This is a genomic window from Paenibacillus liaoningensis (assembly GCF_059609455.1).
Map to the genome: position 1 here is coordinate 201995 of NZ_JCAALU010000016.1, position 15755 is coordinate 217749.

16 protein-coding genes are annotated in these 15755 nt (G+C 46.6%); 9 read left to right on the plus strand and 7 right to left on the minus strand.

What is annotated here, in order from left to right; genetic code table 11:
• The first annotated feature begins 580 nt into the window (after window positions 1-580).
• The 5 genes from AC6B99_RS24730 to AC6B99_RS24750 all read left to right on the plus strand — a co-directional run bounded on the left by AC6B99_RS24730 (window position 581) and on the right by AC6B99_RS24750 (window position 5585).
• Window positions 581-1147, plus strand: coding sequence for an RNA polymerase sigma factor (locus tag AC6B99_RS24730; RefSeq protein WP_235533071.1), 567 nt, complete (start codon window positions 581-583; stop codon window positions 1145-1147).
• Window positions 1119-2765: a DUF4179 domain-containing protein gene (locus tag AC6B99_RS24735; protein WP_496664457.1), complete on the plus strand. Its 1647-nt coding sequence runs from the start codon at window positions 1119-1121 to the stop codon at window positions 2763-2765. The genes AC6B99_RS24730 and AC6B99_RS24735 overlap by 29 nt, the downstream gene beginning before the upstream one ends.
• A 122-nt stretch (window positions 2766-2887) precedes the next feature.
• Window positions 2888-4033: a glycerate kinase family protein gene (locus AC6B99_RS24740; RefSeq protein ID WP_056031523.1), complete on the plus strand. Its 1146-nt coding sequence runs from the start codon at window positions 2888-2890 to the stop codon at window positions 4031-4033.
• Between the two features lie 158 nt (window positions 4034-4191).
• Window positions 4192-5118 carry a YxiH-YxzG fusion protein gene (locus tag AC6B99_RS24745; protein WP_494878968.1) on the plus strand — a complete coding sequence of 309 codons (927 nt, stop codon included), beginning with the start codon at window positions 4192-4194 and terminating at the stop codon, window positions 5116-5118.
• A gap of 53 nt (window positions 5119-5171) precedes the next feature.
• Complete coding sequence (locus tag AC6B99_RS24750) at window positions 5172-5585, plus strand: VOC family protein (RefSeq protein ID WP_496664458.1); 414 nt, start codon at window positions 5172-5174, stop codon at window positions 5583-5585.
• Between the two features lie 78 nt (window positions 5586-5663).
• Here AC6B99_RS24750 and AC6B99_RS24755 read toward each other — a convergent pair whose 3' ends face one another.
• Both AC6B99_RS24755 and AC6B99_RS24760 read right to left on the minus strand, forming a co-directional pair.
• Window positions 5664-6140 (minus strand): hypothetical protein, encoded by a 477-nt coding sequence (locus tag AC6B99_RS24755; RefSeq protein ID WP_494865335.1) that lies wholly within the window; start codon window positions 6138-6140, stop codon window positions 5664-5666.
• Window positions 6141-6283: 143 nt separating this feature from the next.
• A complete protein-coding gene (locus AC6B99_RS24760) occupies window positions 6284-7081 on the minus strand; it encodes an AraC family transcriptional regulator (protein ID WP_496664459.1) in 798 nt (265 codons plus the stop codon).
• Window positions 7082-7261: 180 nt separating this feature from the next.
• Here AC6B99_RS24760 and AC6B99_RS24765 point away from each other — a divergent pair, with 180 nt between their 5' ends.
• The 3 genes from AC6B99_RS24765 to AC6B99_RS24775 all read left to right on the plus strand — a co-directional run bounded on the left by AC6B99_RS24765 (window position 7262) and on the right by AC6B99_RS24775 (window position 10470).
• Window positions 7262-9211, plus strand: a complete 1950-nt coding sequence (locus AC6B99_RS24765) for an alpha-L-arabinofuranosidase family protein (RefSeq protein WP_496664460.1) — start codon at window positions 7262-7264, stop codon at window positions 9209-9211.
• 291 nt (window positions 9212-9502) lie between these two features.
• Window positions 9503-9904 (plus strand): ribosomal-processing cysteine protease Prp, encoded by a 402-nt coding sequence (locus tag AC6B99_RS24770; protein WP_056031499.1) that lies wholly within the window; start codon window positions 9503-9505, stop codon window positions 9902-9904.
• A 32-nt stretch (window positions 9905-9936) separates the two neighbouring features.
• Window positions 9937-10470 (plus strand): isochorismatase family protein, encoded by a 534-nt coding sequence (locus AC6B99_RS24775; RefSeq protein WP_056031496.1) that lies wholly within the window; start codon window positions 9937-9939, stop codon window positions 10468-10470.
• 912 nt (window positions 10471-11382) lie between these two features.
• Here the strand turns inward: AC6B99_RS24775 and AC6B99_RS24780 are convergent.
• From AC6B99_RS24780 to AC6B99_RS24795, 4 genes are all read right to left on the minus strand, one after another.
• The gene (locus AC6B99_RS24780; RefSeq protein ID WP_494878963.1) at window positions 11383-11778 is read right to left on the minus strand and encodes a hypothetical protein; all 396 of its coding nucleotides are present in this window, start codon (window positions 11776-11778) and stop codon (window positions 11383-11385) included.
• Window positions 11779-11820: 42 nt separating this feature from the next.
• Entirely contained in the window at window positions 11821-12117 is a 297-nt protein-coding gene (locus AC6B99_RS24785; protein ID WP_496664461.1) for a hypothetical protein, read from the minus strand.
• 21 nt (window positions 12118-12138) lie between these two features.
• Window positions 12139-12423 (minus strand): hypothetical protein, encoded by a 285-nt coding sequence (locus tag AC6B99_RS24790; RefSeq protein WP_496664462.1) that lies wholly within the window; start codon window positions 12421-12423, stop codon window positions 12139-12141.
• A 130-nt stretch (window positions 12424-12553) separates the two neighbouring features.
• Window positions 12554-13321, minus strand: a complete 768-nt coding sequence (locus AC6B99_RS24795; protein WP_496664463.1) for an MBL fold metallo-hydrolase — start codon at window positions 13319-13321, stop codon at window positions 12554-12556.
• Between the two features lie 169 nt (window positions 13322-13490).
• Here AC6B99_RS24795 and AC6B99_RS24800 point away from each other — a divergent pair, with 169 nt between their 5' ends.
• Window positions 13491-14084, plus strand: coding sequence for a TetR/AcrR family transcriptional regulator (locus tag AC6B99_RS24800; protein WP_496664464.1), 594 nt, complete (start codon window positions 13491-13493; stop codon window positions 14082-14084).
• 197 nt (window positions 14085-14281) lie between these two features.
• Here AC6B99_RS24800 and AC6B99_RS24805 read toward each other — a convergent pair whose 3' ends face one another.
• Window positions 14282-15628, minus strand: coding sequence for a carboxypeptidase-like regulatory domain-containing protein (locus AC6B99_RS24805; RefSeq protein WP_496664465.1), 1347 nt, complete (start codon window positions 15626-15628; stop codon window positions 14282-14284).
• Between the last annotated feature and the right edge of the window lie 127 nt (window positions 15629-15755).

A 15755-nucleotide genomic window follows, 5' to 3' on the forward strand; every position in this document is an offset into this window, starting at 1 on the left:
CCATTGTTGCTGAGGCCTTTGTTGCTAAGACCATGCGGCTCGGAAAGCTCGCTCCTTTTTTTGGGGGACTGAGGTTCCGCTATTCTGGCTTTTTCAACGATATTAGGCTTTAAGCGGACAGGAGATCCGTTATCTACCCAATAATCCGAGCAAAATGGCTACTGGAAGTGCATTAGCGTCTCCTGAGTCCGCAGCCTGTCCCATAACCCGTGATCCTAATAAAATAGCGTCTGCTGTGTCCGCCAAAACTATCTTTGTGCAGGGAGTAGAACTATGAAACCAAGCGCATAGAGCTGCCTTAAGGTACGCTTGTTTATATTCATGAAGCGTGATATTTCCGGTAGAAGAGGCAATACGTTTGACGCTAAATTCAATCAGGGTCTGGCTCGCTTACGTTTGCATACACGCCTTAGTCGGTCGGACGGCTGTTTTGGAGGACTGGCGTCTTTTTTTGCTGAAATAAATGCCAATTCACCACAATAGGCTCAAAAACTTTTAAAATCAAGTGAGAGAATTAGCGAGGATGGGGAGTCTTAGTAGTGAGATAAACAAAAGTCGCACCGTAAGAGGAGGGAAGCAAGTGGAGCTGAGAGACGATCATATGATAATCAAAGCCGTGCTGAACGGAAATAAACAAGCGTACGCGGATATCGTCCGGCGCTATCAAAATAAGCTTTATGGACTGTTTCGAAAAATGGGCTCTTCCGAGGCTGATGCTGAGGATTTGACGCAGGAGACGCTGCTCAAGGCGTACCGCAAGCTGGCATCGCATAATCCGGTGCAAAGCTTTGCTGGCTGGCTTTATACAATAGCTGTTAACTTGCAGAAGGACGGCTGGCGACGGAAAACAGCAGAATCCCCCGTGCAGGATGAAGGCTGCGAACGCGAGACACCCGAATCCAAGCTGCTGCAAAAAGAGCTGCGCTCTGAGCTGGACCATCTGCTGGAGAAGCTGCCTGAGCATTATCGGCTGGTGCTGGTTCTCCGCTACACGAACCAGCTGAGCCACGAGGAAATCGCCAGCATAACCGGCATGTCTGTACGGCAGGTCACCAACATCGTTCACCGCGCTAAAATCAGACTGCGGAAAATGGTAGAAGCCAAGGAGGGACAACGTTATGACATTTTGGAATCGTACAAAAGCTGAAACAGCCGGTCTTAAAGCGGGGGCTGAAGCAGCGACACCGACACCGACACCGACACCAACACCGACACCAACACCGACACCAACACCGACGATGGAAGATAAAAAAATAGAAAGCGTCTTGTTCGAGGACAAGCTTCAAGACGATTTTACCGATCGGGTGATGCTGGAGCTGGAGGGCATCGACATAGAGCCAGCGGGAAATCGTGATCCGCTTGATCTTGAGCCGGGCACCTCATCTATTGCCCATCAAGTCAAACGTCAATATGCGGTCAGAAAATCTTCAAGACGCAAAGCCTGGGGGCTTGCAGCCGCTGCCGTCGTGCTCGCGGGAAGCACGCTGCTATACGCACAACCGACACTTGCGGATATGGTGCGGTCGCTTTTTGCCCAGAACAGTTATGTGGATAACGGCATGAAGCAGGCGCAGGAAGCAGGACTTGTGCAGCATCCGGATGCCAGCGCCGAGGATCAGGGTTATACGCTGAAGGTTAACGAAGTGATAGCCGATTCGACCCGTCTCATTGTAGGAATCGACATTTATGATGCGAAAGGAAATCCGGTAGCTGGCGAAATTCAATCTACTAATGGGAATTTCAATCTTTTTGATGTAGATAGAGGGCATATTGGAGATATCCCTTATGGAATCATGACGGGAGGCAATACGACTACGAGCCGATTCGAATTTGTTTTTAGACGGCCAGTATTGAAAGACAAGCTGCAGCTCGACGCTTACATTAACCAGATCGCCTTGCATCAAGGAACACCGGGTTCGGATGACTTTTCGTCTAAGACGGTCAAGGGTCGATGGGCGCTGCGGTTCGATGTCGATTTGAGCAAGGCGAAAGCCCAGACGCTGCTCACCCCTATCGGCATTTCTTATGAGACGCCAAGCGGCATTCGGATTCAGATGCAAGGAGCAACCCGTACGCCGAGCGGAGGCTCGCTTGAATTTACGACGTCGCTGACGCCGGAGGCGGCGAGCAGGGCATTAAACGGTCAAAGCGGGTTTAATCTGTTAAACTACCATCTGGAGGATGAACAAGGCAATGTGCTTGAGAAGAGCCCAAGCATGACGGAAATGGAATTTTCAAGCCGTCGCTACGAGTTTGACCGATGGAGCGGGTTGACGAAATGGTTTTACCAATTCGATGATTTTGCCTATGACAAGCAGCAGATCCGGTTTGTGCTGGACAGCTATATGATTCGGGAAAAAAGCGAGGCCTCGGTCGTCTTTGATCCGTCTCAAGCTTCGGCCGAAAATCCTGTCCTATTTGAAGACGCTGGCGATTCATTGCTGCTCAAGGGATTAACGGTCAACTCAGATGGGGTAGGGAAAATTCCAATTGGGGGAACGTTCAGCAATCCCAACTTTGCGTCGGATACTTGGATCGCCGTTGATGAGAATGGCAAGGAATACCGGATGTCGGTTGGCGGGGGATATAGCCCTGAACATCCGAATTTGGACGATGGGGCTGATCTTGGATTCGTGATGTTTGGCATGAACAGCATGCCGAAAGAGCTGACGATTAAACGCACGGTCATCAATCGCCAGTACAAGGATGCCGACTTGTCTTTCATCATTCCGTCAGAGGGAACGACTGGTGTCATTCCGCAATAAGCCAGCGGGGCGACAGCGGATGGGCGTTGTCCCCTATGAAACTGTAATTTGGGGTATGATGGCTATTGCAGCTACATGGATTTACGGATTTCTCCTTTCAATCACGAGGATGGGGTGAAAAAATGAAAGAAACGATATTCGTGCTGGCACCAGATTCATTCAAGGAAAGCATGACAGCAAAAGAAGTCTGCATCGCAATGGAAAAAGGGCTAAGGAAAATCTATCCGGCAGCAGGTTATATTCATGTCCCGATGGCTGACGGAGGAGAAGGAACGGTGCAATCCCTTGTGGATGCTACAGGAGGGACTATACATTATAAAGAAGTAAGCGGACCGCTTGGCCAGACCGTAACGGCAGCATATGGCATTCTTGGCGACGGTACAACGGCGGTTATCGAGATGGCATCGGCCAGTGGCATTCATCTGGTGACGAAGCAAACGAAAAACCCGCTTTGCACCACTACTTACGGGACCGGCGAAGTGATTCGCGCTTGCTTGGATCAGGGAATCCGCAAAATCATTATTGGAATCGGCGGCAGCGCCACCAACGATGGGGGAGCGGGCATGGCTGAAGCGCTCGGTGCAAAATTCCTTGATGCACAAGGACAGGCACTTTCGCGTGGCGGAGGGGCTCTGGAACACTTGGCCCGCATCGATGTGTCGATGCTGGATGAGCGTTTGCAGGAAGTGCAGTTTATTGTCGCCTGCGATGTGACGAATCCGTTATGCGGGGAGCATGGCGCTTCGCAGGTATTTGGTCCGCAGAAGGGAGCGACGCCGGAAATGGTTCAGCGGCTGGATGCGAATCTTTCACATTATGCAGATGTCGTTAAGCAGCAATTGCGTAAGGATGTTCGAGACATACCGGGCGCAGGCGCAGCTGGCGGATTGGGGGCAGGCCTATTGATTTTCACGCAGGCGGTTTTGCGCAAGGGTATTGAAATTGTAATTGAATATACAGAACTTCGAGACAAGTTGGCTGAGGCCGATGTCGTGTTTACGGGTGAAGGCGGCATTGATTTTCAGACGAAATTTGGCAAAACCCCCTACGGTGTAGCACAAGCGGCCAAGGAAGCGGGCAAGCCGGTCATAGCTATCGCCGGATACATTGGGGAAGGAATCGAAACGTTATACGCCGAAGGCATTGATGCTGTGTTCGGAATTGTTCCAGGAGCCTCCGATTTGGAGAAGCTTCTGAAGGAAGGTCCAAGCAACGTAGAACGTACTGCCGAGAACATTGCGAGGGTGTTGAAATTAACGAAAGTTTAGGAGAGCTGCGGGCTAATTCAAGACAGTTCAATAGAGACGAGCATGCCCGCTTTATCCTTTGCCATACTTCTACCCTGTTCAGCAGCACCGTGCTCACACATAATTCAGTTATTGAATACCGACGGTGCTTTTGATGATATCGAAGGGGAGGAATGGATATGTTTGATAAAACGGTAGCGCTGCAGCCTTATGCGGATATGTCTGTGCATATGGAGGGCTTTGAGGTGGTTTCGGCCCAGCTCGGCGGTGATGAATGCGTGTATGTACTGCTGGTTAACCGCATCCCGAAACGGAAACGAGGCGTGCACGTCCCATCAGCGCTGAAGGAAACGTACACCTATAAGGTGCTCATCATAGAAGATAACTATATGGAAGCAGTGGTGATTGAGGGACAGCATTTCAATTATCATTATGTGCAGCCCCTTCGGAATAAACTGCTGTTAGTCGGTGCGCGCTGCTCTTATTATGGCTTAGAGAGATATGATTTGAACGCCAAAGTATGTGACTATAAGGGCGAGACCGTTCGGGAATTTATGCTGGGAGACGGCATTCAGAGCGTGCAGGTAACGGAGAAGGGCACCATTTGGACCAGTTATTTCGACGAAGGTGTTTTTGGAAATAACGGGTGGAATCATCCCATTGGGGCACAAGGTCTCCTGGCTTGGGATGAGCATGGCAACAAAATATACGAAGACCACACGTCGAATATCGCGGATTGTTATGCGCTGAATGTCGTGAATGAACAGGAGATCTGGTTCTATTTTTACACGGACTTTCTGTTAGGCCGTATTTCAGGCGGACCCGAGCAGGCTAAGGTTACCTATTTGAATCCGAATATTTCCGGCTCCGCCGGGTTTTGTACGGATGGGTACTACTTTTTATTCGACGGCGGCTACGGCAAGCATGAGACCTTTATTTTGAAGAAAAATGAAAAACGAGACAGCTTGAGTGCGGGGCACAAAATTCATTTTTTGAATGAGCAGGCGGAGCCGCTTAAACCGCTTACTCAAGATTTTCGAGAAAACCGTGTGCTGTTCAGTGAAGGCAACTATTTGTACAAAGTGGCGATTGAAGAATTAATTTAGTTCATATAGACTTAGGAGAAAGTTAGAACGAAGCGAGTAAGGGAGCTGCCAGGATGAAAGTGCAATTAGAAGGCATTACCGTATTATCGAATGATGTATCCCGGCTGGCCAGCTTTTATCGTGATGTACTCGGATTTAAAATCGTAGTAGAAGAAGGTCATTATGCGGAGTTTGAAAATAATGGGGTTCGTTTGGCGATATGCTCCAAGCCGTTAATGGCGGATAATACGAACGACCATCCTTCGTTTACGGAGGAACACCAAGGGCAGGCGTTTGAGCTTAATTTTCAATGCTCTTCTCCAGAAGAGGTTTATGCTCTTTATGATGAGTTTGTCTCAAAAGGAGCTACAGCGATTACAGCGCCTCAATTAAAGGCTTGGGGACATACAACAGGCTTTTTCGCTGATCCGGAAGGCAATATTCATTCGATATTTGCGATCAATCCCATTGAAGCGAGTCCACAGTAGGCATTAGACAAACAGACAGCCCGCATCTCATGTTATTAATGAGTGAAGGCTGTCTGTTCTTTTTGCCCAATCGTTATTTTATTCGAGTCCTGCCTGTGCTTTGGATAGCAGCTTTCCTTTGTTGAAAGAGAGGATAGCATTCGCTCCTGTATCTCCTGCGCCATAATAGGAGTAGACGACCATATCTGCGGTTTCGCTCAAGGCGCTACCGTCACCGCCAACAATATTTTTCACCTCATCATAGGTCATGCCAATCACAATCTGCTGATACTGATCAAAGGTAATTCGAACATCGTCCCCTTTGTCAGCCGGGCCATTATCGCTTGGCGCAGACGCATCGACACTGCCGCCAGCTTGATTAATGGCTACAACCGTTGATTTGAGCTCTTCCAGCTCTTGTTCCTTAGCGGCAAGCTGCTGTTCCAGCCCCGCAACCTTTTCCTGCAAACTGTCAAAATCTGATTGTGTAGGTCCCGAAGAACCACATGCTGAAAGGGTAAGCAGCGACAATATAAGGGCCACTCCGCTTAACCATCGTCTATTATTTTTTTTCATAGAGACAACCCCCATTTTAAGATGAACTCGCTTTTATACAGCAACCAACAGTTTCTGGAAAGAAAAACAATGCCGCCATCCAGTTTACCATAGCAAATACCTGATGTAACTGAGGCTTTGGCTCTGGTCCTAATTTCTTAGTCTTATGTTCTGCTTCCAGTTAACTGAATCGCTTCTCTATATTGGCTGGGCGTTTGTTTCATTTGCTGCTTGAATTGCCGCATAAAATGAATTTCATTATTATAGCCGCACATCTCCGAAACCTTCTTCACGGAAATATCCGTCGTTGAAAGCAAATATTTCGCATGCTCGATTCGGCTCAGAATCAAGTCCGTAATCGGGCTAACGCCAAAAAAGTCCTTATACAAGTGTTGAAAACAAGATTTGCTCATCGTCAGCTCATGAGAGAGTCCGGCTATCGTCCACGGAAGAAAAGGCTGATTGTACATTTTAGTGCGGACAATCGACATTTTATTGTAGTGGGTGCTGCTGATTTCTTTATTGGAAACATGGATTTTGTTGCTTAGCTTAATAAAAAACAGCTTCAAATATAATTGAATCGTTTCTGATTTGAAACGGTTGGAGGAATAGTTTTCATAGCACAAATGGTTAATCATCAACGACAGCTCGTTCATGTCGCCAATGCGGACGATTTGATTTTGGGGGATTTCTAGCTCAGCGAGCAGAACTTCATCGCCCTCCTGCAGCTTGAAGTGAAACCAGTCATTTGTAAACTGCGCTCCGCATGCGCGGTACATTTGCGGCTCGTCCTCGCTGTAAAGGATGAAGGAATTCGGTTCAGTCAGCATTTCGGAGCCATTTAAGGTGAAAAATGCAGGTGTTTTCAAAAGCAGCAGCATATAGTCGCCGGAGCCTTGCGGCCTATTGATAATAAAATCGCTATCGTGGCTATGATTAAAGCCTATATTTCCAATATTCATAAGCGCCTCCATGGATGCGGGGTATGCCCATTGTATAATCCGCTTGCTGCGTTGTAAATATAATTTGCACAATAGGTTAGTAGATGCGCATAATGTGTAATTGAATGCTCCTGCCCTTCTAAATTATGCTGAATATATCAAATTCAACGTTCAGCGTGACGTGGCAAAGAGGGGATATATATGCAAATCCATATAACAAATCAACGTGGCCCTGCTATCGAGAAGGGCATGATCGGACTGTTTTTCGAAGATATCAATTACGGGCTCGACGGTGGTCTTCATGCGGAAATGATCGAAAACCGTTCCTTTGAGTTTTTAGAGACAACAGGGGACAAAGGCAGTGTTCAGGAGACGTATGCCGGACTTTATGGCTGGAGTGCATATCCGCAAGCTGCAAGCGGCGCTATTTTGAATATCGAAACGGACAAGCCGCAAAACACGACAAACCCGCACTATCTGGCGTTCACCGCGACGGATAGCCAGAAGGCTTTTACGAATAAAGCGTATGATGGCGTTTGTTTGAAGAAGGACGTGGCCTATCACGTCTCTTTCTACGCACGAGCAGAAAATTACTCAGGTGGCATTGAAGTGTTTGTGGAGAAAAATGGAAAGATCATGGCTTTTGCTGAGGTTACTTCATCCGTTAAAGGCGAATGGATTCAATACAAAGCGGAGCTGCACGCTAGCGAGGTCGTTTCTTATGGCGCTTTTGTCATTCAACTGAACGAGCCGGGCACCGTCTGCTTTGATTTTATTTCCATGATTCCCGCAGATGCGGTGTTGGGACTGTTCCGCACAGATTTGGTAGAGCTGCTGAAGGATATGAAGCCGGGATTTTTGCGGTTTCCCGGAGGCTGCGTCGTAGAGGGCTACTCTCTGGATAACCGTTACCAATGGAAGCATGGCATAGGAAAAGCGGAAGAGCGGAAACCAAATACCAACCGCTGGGCGCTGCATGGAAATAATGAGGAAAACCAGTTTATGAGCCCATACAGCCACTATAATCAGACGCTCGGAATCGGGTATTATGAATATTTTCTGCTATGCGAATATTTGGGGGCGAAGGCAATCCCCGTTTTGAATGTTGGACTCGCTTGTCAGTATCAGTCTGATGAGCTCGTATGCGTCGATACGCCAGCTTTTCAAGAATACATTGACGATGCGCTGGATCTGATCGAGTTCGCTAATGGACCAGCAGATTCGCAATGGGGACTTATTCGGGCGCAAATGGGGCATCCAGAGCCTTTCGGACTAGAAATGATTGGTCTCGGTAATGAGCAGTGGGAAACGGAGCATGTCGATTTTTATAAGCGCTCCGACCTGTTCCAGCAAGCCATTCATCGTCAATATCCAGCGATGAAGCTCATCGGCTCAGCAGGCCCGGATATTTCCTCGAAAAACTATGAAAATGCGTGGAACTACTATAAAGACAGAGCGGCGAAAAATCCGGATTTCGTGTATGCGGTAGACGAGCATTATTATGTAAAGCCGGAATGGCTGTGCGAAAACGTCCATTTCTATGATAAGTATCCAAGAAACATTAAAGTGTTTGCTGGCGAATATGCGGCTCACCATGGCAATGGCATGAACGCGCCCCATTTTAACAACTGGAGTGCCGCTTTGGGAGAGGCAGCCTTTATGACGGGGCTTGAGCGGAATGCCGATGTAGTCGTCCTCGCTTCTTATGCGCCGCTGTTCGCAAGATTGGGCTATTCCCAGTGGTCACCGGATATGATTTGGCTTGATGGCGAGCATTCCTATGGCAGCCCTAGCTACTATGTGCAAAAAATGTACAGCACGCTTATGGGAAGCGAACTGCTTAAGGTCGTCCATGACGAAGAGGAAATTCCGTTCTCCGTCTCCTATGATGCTGAAGAGGGCGTGATCTTCGTGAAGCTGGTCAATACGCTCAAGCGTACCGTTCGGGTAGAGCTGAAGATCGAATTCCAGCTCGCCGAGGATGCGGAAGTTTATATTATGCAAGGCGGAGAAGATGCGGTCAACTCTATCGAGCTCCCGCTTAACGTAGCTCCGCAAAAGCACGAAATCAAGGTGAGCAGCACGATGGAATATGAGATCCATGCGAAGTCATTTCATGTCATTAAGATGTTTTGCAAGGATGGGAAATAGGGGAAGCTTGAATGGTGCAATAGGAGTTATGGCGGTGAGTTGAATAGGAACAGGAATAGGATCAGGTGGGGCCCAGCAACGACCAGTCAAGCGGCGGAGATTAGTATCCGTTGCTGGGGCTGGTTTTTTTTTTTTTTTTTGGGGAAATGGGCCTAATTTCTAGCATCGCTTCGAATCAGCTATACGTCGGTCCAGCAGCATGCTATAGTAAAATTTAAGCAGCAGCAGGGGAATTATCCCATTTTCAATAGCGGACTTAGCATTTTTGAACCGACCAAGGAGATGGATTTCATGGAGCATGATGATATCAACATAAGAATGGATAGGCAAAGGGACATATTAGCAGAGGAGCATAGAGATCCTTTCGTAATAACCTTTTTCACCTACGCCAATCAGGATATTTATGGTTTTGTAGCTAAGGGCAGCACGGGATTTTCCAAATATGGCTTAGACATTATTGCCGCAGCCGTATCCACGCTTACGATTAATGCCGTTAACTCTATCAATCAATTTACAGATGACAGTCCTGAGGTAGACATGGGCAGGAACTATATGAAATGCATCATTCATGAAAAAGTCAGTAGGGATTCGCAAATTTTATTGCGATCACTCCGGTTAGGCATGGAAGACATTCAGCGTTCATATGGCGAGCAATATTTGATTATTGAGGAAATAAGGGTGGAGAAGAATTGAATTGAATTGAAATAGACAGGGAGAGAACCGAGATGAAACAAGCATTAATCGTTATCGATGTGCAGGAGGTTTTTTTTAACTTGCCGGAAAATTACTTATATCAAAAAGAGGACTTGGTGCTCCGCATTAACCAATGGATTGCGACTGCACGAAGGGCAGAGGTTCCGGTGATTTTTATCCAGCATACGGATTATAACAATAAAAATGGAGAATTTTATGTCGATTCACCAGATTGGCAGTTGCATCACGGACTGGATATTAGGCCAGGGGATGCAGTCATTCGAAAAACGACATGGGATTCGTTCCACAACACTGAATTGCCTGTTGTTTTGGAGGGGAAATCGATTGAACAGCTTATTTTTGCTGGAGCACAAACCGAATTTTGTTTGGATACAACGATTCGAGCCGCGTACAGCCGTGGCTATAAGTCTAATATTTTGGCGAAAAATAGCCATAGCACCCTTGCGAACGCTGTGCTGACCGCTCCTCAAATTATTGAGCATCACGAGCACATATGGAATGGAAGGTTTGTCAAGATTCGCGACTTAGACGAGCATGTATTTTAACCCTGTATGGCCCATTGCAGTTGAAAAATGCTGTCAACGTTTCTCAACGAGCCGCCGCCACTTTTTTTGATCTAATTTCAGCAGCTCTGGAAGCTCGATCCTTTTTTGGAGGACTGAGGTTCCGCTATTCTGGATTTTTCTACGATTTCAGGCCGTAAGCGGACAGGAAAGTCGTTATTGCGCTCCTAATCCCGTCAAAATGGACATTTACCGCGCATTAGCGGCTTCTGAGTCCGCAGCTAGTGCCTTAACCCGTGATTCGGTTAAATAGTGGCTTCTGAGTCCGCCAAGTCAGTCTTTGTGCAAGGGAGTATCGGGTTAACCCTAATGTTCTACTCATAAGGGGGACAATCCCGGTAGTAGAGGCCATACGTTTGATGCTAGATTCGATCTGAATCTGGCCCGTTTACGGTTGCACACGCACTAGATTGTATTCGCTCTATTTCATATCCCATTTCCTTCATAGCGGCAAGTCCGTCCTCGATGACAAGCATTTTCGTCCCAGTCCATCCGCAGCTTAATCCATATAAGAGCCACTCGCGAACCCGTTTGGGATGATTGAGATTGTAATTCTCTTCAGGCATGTTGTTACTATTATTAGCCAATATAAATCCCGAATTTAGTGGACACCCAGCGATAGGATCATCCCATGTGCGTATGCGGATGTGTAAAGGGTGGATTTTGGAATCCTTTAAATAAATTTTTAGTTCGTGCATACAGGTCTGGCTTTCGACTCGCATAGACAGCGTATATTTATAGTCTACTCCGTCGATTGATATACTGCGCAGCTTGTTCTTCAACTTGATCACCTGTTCATATGAATTTGCTGGCGTTGTTGTACCGTATTTCTTGTACTTATTGATTAGATCGTCTTATGGGAGAACGGGAAATGGAAAGCAGAGATCATTCCTTCTACAAATTTCCATAAACCACAATTTCATCAGCCTGCTCCAGCACCTCGCGAACCCAAGCAGTGAATGAATGGATAAAGGCAAGCTGGCCCGGGTCTTCTAAAGATAGGGCATCAAGCTCCTGCACAACCTGTTCCCAGACCGCCTGCGGTATCGGATTATCCCAGCAAGGATCGAAAGCTGCATAAATCTCGCCTGTGCGTATATCGGCAAGCGGGTATTTTTGCTGAATATACGGCAGCATATCGCTGAAATCTTCCTCATAAATAAAAATCCGATTATTGGCTGGTTCTGCATCCTCATAACGAACGGGGCTAAAGGAATAGCCGATGCCATTTTTAGGCCCGTTGTAACGATATTTCATGGTGCGGATCGTTTCCGCCTGCTTTTTGCTCATGGCTCCTTCGGCCCCCATATCCTAGTTTTATAGATTTCCCGCTTATTTGCCACTCATTTCATTTAAAGCATCAGGATAAATAATGGTGTCAAAAATAGTTCCCGTACCCTCATCCTGAATGTTAATGGTGACCTTGAGCTCTTCGGGAGATACGCCAGCAATTGCTTGATAAGACATTGCCGCCGCTCCAATGCCAAAATTCGCAATTGCATCTAAGCTGTTTTTGTAAGCTTTTTGATCCACGATAAATGTAAACTCTGAGAAAGCTTTGTTATGCTTGACACCCTTAATAAATGCCAAATAGTTCCCGCTTTTTAGATCCTCTATCGCTTGCAGCATGCCTTTTCCTGCTTTTTTCATTCATTCCTTATGAGCAGCTTGCGGCATTCTAAAAGTGACGGAACCGTCCGTATTTGTAGTAATTTCGTCAATCCCAATCTTTTTCGCATCAGCCGTTATACTGTCCATATCCTGGTCTTTGAGTATGGAAGCTGGCATCGTAAATTCGGTCTGTAGCAGCCTGTTATCGACCTCGATGGATTGTGATTGCTCGTTTGTGTCCGCAGCTTCACTTGTTGATGATTTGTAGATGCTTGGGAACATCCGGCAAGTGACAAGCACACGATTAGTGCAGCCGCTCCCCAAATATGTATTTTCTTCAAAAAGGTACCCCCAACTTTATTCGGTTAATGTAAATCATTGGTATTATACCATAAAGCTGAGGTAGAGAAGAGTTCTACTAGATTTATGCAGGCTGAGTGGAGCGCATGAAAAGCTAGAATGCAATGACCTCTCCATCCTCAGGAATAAACGCTTCATTTTCCAAGCCTCGCTCCTTCAGGAAGGTTCTAAGCTGCTGGCGCTTGAGTGTACAATGGCTAATCGCATCCATATGAACAGCGACGAGCTTCGTAGCTGGCGAAACCTTGCGAATACGCAGGATATCTTCCGCTGTCATCGTAATAGTCGTCCCCAATAGCAGCTGTGCGCGTGCGGTATGCAAAATCGCAATATCCGGCTGGTTCTCCCTAAATGTCTCTTCAATCGCAGGCGTATAGACGCAGTCACTGACCAAATAAATAGAACCATCCGCTGCTGTACTTAGGATGAATCCGGATACAGGGCCAAGCAGTCTGGTAAAAATACCTTGGGCATGCTGTCCTTTGATCCGTTTCAGCTGGATGCCGCACCATTCCAACGAGTTGTCGATGGCTTGTACGTTGAGGAAGCCGGCGGTCTGCAAGAAGGTCTGATCTTCCGGCTGGCAAAAGACGGGGGTTCGCTTGTTTAACACCGAGATCGCTTTTTTATCCATATGATCAAAATGTCGATGGGTTAACAATACAGCGTCCATGTCCTCAAAAAAAGGGAGGGGAACGGGCAGCGGGGTTAGCGGATTTCTGCGCATTGTCCAAGTGAAAGGAACAGGCGGAAGCTCGCGGGCGTCACTTAACATCGGATCCACAAGTATTTTTTTACCGTTTATCGTAATGACCAATGTGGCGTGGCGAATATGTTGGATTGAAATTGTAATAGGAAGCACCTCCAAATAATACCGATCGGTCTGTTTTTAAATTAACATACTTTTGGAGTGCCATCAAGCTGCTATTCCTCTTGCGTTACGGTGCGAATCTGCATCTAAGAAGTTGAACACGGCAGAAGAGTATGCTATTTTAAGACCAATCGGTATTTTTCTGAAAAGAGGGCTGGATATGCGCAAGGGACAAATGACGAAAGAACATATTATTCGCCAATCAGCAGGCCTGTTTAATACGAAGGGGTATGCGGGCACGTCGTTGTCGGAGATTATGGAGCGCTGCAATGTCCGCAAGGGCGGCATCTATAACCATTTTGAAAATAAGGATGAAATTGCGCTGGCTGCTTTTGATTATTCCTTTATGCAATTAAAGAGTTTGCTGATGGATGCCATCTCGAACAAAGCTTCCTCCACAGATCAACTGCTGGAAATATGCGATGTCTATGTAACGTTGATTGAACAGGATGCTTGTGAAGGCGGATGCCCCATTCTAAATACTGCGGTGGAAAATGACGACGGCCACCCGCTGCTCAAGCAAAAGGCGCAGCTTGCCATGAAAGAGCTGATGACCGAGCTTGGGAATATCGTTAGGGAAGGGATGGGTAGACAAGAATTTCGCAGCGATCTGGATGTGGAAGCAGCATGCAGTGTAGTCATCGGGCTAATTGAAGGCGGAGTCATGATGAGTAAATTATTTGATGATGCTAAATATATTCGGCATTGTGCGGAGCAAGCGAAGGCTTATATAAAGGAACGAATCGTTGCTTAAATGTCTTCGTGACCTGTCTTCTTAACTTTTCACCCTCCCACCCCGTGAAGGCGGATTGCCACAAATTGAATAGGAATAGGAAGCTAATTTTCAAAAAAAAGAGCCAATGCCGCGTTTGACCGCGAGCATTGGCTTTAGTTCTATTATGCTTTTATCATACTTCTATCATCTCACATTTAATATTTAATATTTAATATTTAATGAGGTTGATAAATCTGATAAGCAAAGTGGTAAAGCGTCGTTTCATTAGAGCTCAAAACCGCATTATTGGAGCTGAACTGGATCGGAATAATATCAAAGTAGTGGTAGGAGACCCAGTTATCATAGCCATAAAGCCCAACACCAGGCTGGATGCTGGAGATGGAGGCAGTGAATCCTCCGCTGGAATTAGTAGTGGTAGTAGCCGTATAAAGCAGATTGTTTAGAACGGTTCTAATGCTCACTGTAATAGGGACATTAGCAGCTGCAGCTCCGCTTGAATCCCGGGCTGATCCCGTCACTGTTATATAGTTTTGAATGCGATACTTATTCCCATACCCATAGGTCATATAACCTGAAACGTTAGGGTCGGAGGTAATGCTTGATACCGTGACAGCCGCAGCCGCATTGCTCACGCTGAAGGTGTAAGGCTGCGAAGCATTAAACGAAGAAGTGCTTAATACTCTAAAATAATAAGTGCCGGCACTCATGTTGTAGGTTCCACTTGTATTTTGGTTAATGGTAGCCAGCTGATTTAAATTCTGGTTGTAGATGTTAACCTGATAGTTTGTGCCAGCTGCTGGATTGTTAAAAGATATTGTGTACTGCTTAGCTGTGCTGACCGTGAATTTGATCCAGTCCTCGTCAAAAGCGTTGTCGATGGTCTGGCTGACGGTGAAGGCGCTTGTTTTTGCTTTGGCATACACATAGTTGTCATCAGGCTCGGCACTGTCATAAACAGAGGATTGAACGACTGTAAAATAGAACGGATTGCTTGCATCATAGCCTGCCACCGTATTGACGGCCAAATAATAGATGCCCGCTGGAGCGATCCGGCTTACTTGCTCGTCCATTTGCGGACCATAAACCGAATAATGCTCCTCTACCAATTGCAAGGTATCTAAATCTAAGCGGAATAAGTGCAAATCATAATCGACAGCTGCGGATTGTACCGTTTGTAAAAAAGCGGTCAGCTTGCTAGGCGCAGTCGTTTGAAAGTTAAACCACTTCTGCCCGCCAGCTTGGTCAATATAATCAAAATAGACTTGGCCCGTATTGATCGTATAGGCGTTGCCAGGATCGGTATTGTATACCGCCTGAGTGACGGAGTCGAGGGAGCGCTGTTGCAGGCTTTGTGTCGAACTAGAGATGTCTGAAGGTGCAGGCAACGCTTCTGTAAGGTCAAGCTTGCTGCTTTCCGGAATGTCGAAGGATGGCAATTGTGTGCTGCTGGTTGTCAGACTTACCTCGGGAATGGCCTGGGCATTCGCGCTAGGCGTGAAGGAAAACCCGCCAAATACCGCCGTGACTAGTAGAGAAACCGCCAATAAAAGCCGCTTGAACATGGTAAACTCTCCTTTTTCTTCTAGTAGACTACGAATATAATCATTACATATTTATCTATTTTTTACAATTGTATCTTTGTGAACTTTTTGTCAAAATTTATATAAAGGACGAATGAAAATAGTGAAA

Bases quoted from the DNA above. Each gene is read 5' to 3' on its own strand.
- AC6B99_RS24735 (WP_496664457.1), top strand. From the start codon at position 1,119: ATGACATTTTGGAATCGTACAAAAGCTGAAACAGCCGGTCTTAAAGCG.
- AC6B99_RS24740 (WP_056031523.1), top strand. From the start codon at position 2,888: ATGAAAGAAACGATATTCGTGCTGGCACCAGATTCATTCAAGGAAAGC.
- AC6B99_RS24745 (WP_494878968.1), top strand. From the start codon at position 4,192: ATGTTTGATAAAACGGTAGCGCTGCAGCCTTATGCGGATATGTCTGTG.
- AC6B99_RS24750 (WP_496664458.1), top strand. From the start codon at position 5,172: ATGAAAGTGCAATTAGAAGGCATTACCGTATTATCGAATGATGTATCC.
- AC6B99_RS24755 (WP_494865335.1), bottom strand. From the start codon at position 6,140: ATGAAAAAAAATAATAGACGATGGTTAAGCGGAGTGGCCCTTATATTG.
- AC6B99_RS24760 (WP_496664459.1), bottom strand. From the start codon at position 7,081: ATGAATATTGGAAATATAGGCTTTAATCATAGCCACGATAGCGATTTT.
- AC6B99_RS24765 (WP_496664460.1), top strand. From the start codon at position 7,262: ATGCAAATCCATATAACAAATCAACGTGGCCCTGCTATCGAGAAGGGC.
- AC6B99_RS24770 (WP_056031499.1), top strand. From the start codon at position 9,503: ATGGAGCATGATGATATCAACATAAGAATGGATAGGCAAAGGGACATA.
- AC6B99_RS24775 (WP_056031496.1), top strand. From the start codon at position 9,937: ATGAAACAAGCATTAATCGTTATCGATGTGCAGGAGGTTTTTTTTAAC.
- AC6B99_RS24780 (WP_494878963.1), bottom strand. From the start codon at position 11,778: ATGAGCAAAAAGCAGGCGGAAACGATCCGCACCATGAAATATCGTTAC.
- AC6B99_RS24785 (WP_496664461.1), bottom strand. From the start codon at position 12,117: ATGCTGCAAGCGATAGAGGATCTAAAAAGCGGGAACTATTTGGCATTT.
- AC6B99_RS24800 (WP_496664464.1), top strand. From the start codon at position 13,491: ATGCGCAAGGGACAAATGACGAAAGAACATATTATTCGCCAATCAGCA.
- AC6B99_RS24805 (WP_496664465.1), bottom strand. From the start codon at position 15,628: ATGTTCAAGCGGCTTTTATTGGCGGTTTCTCTACTAGTCACGGCGGTA.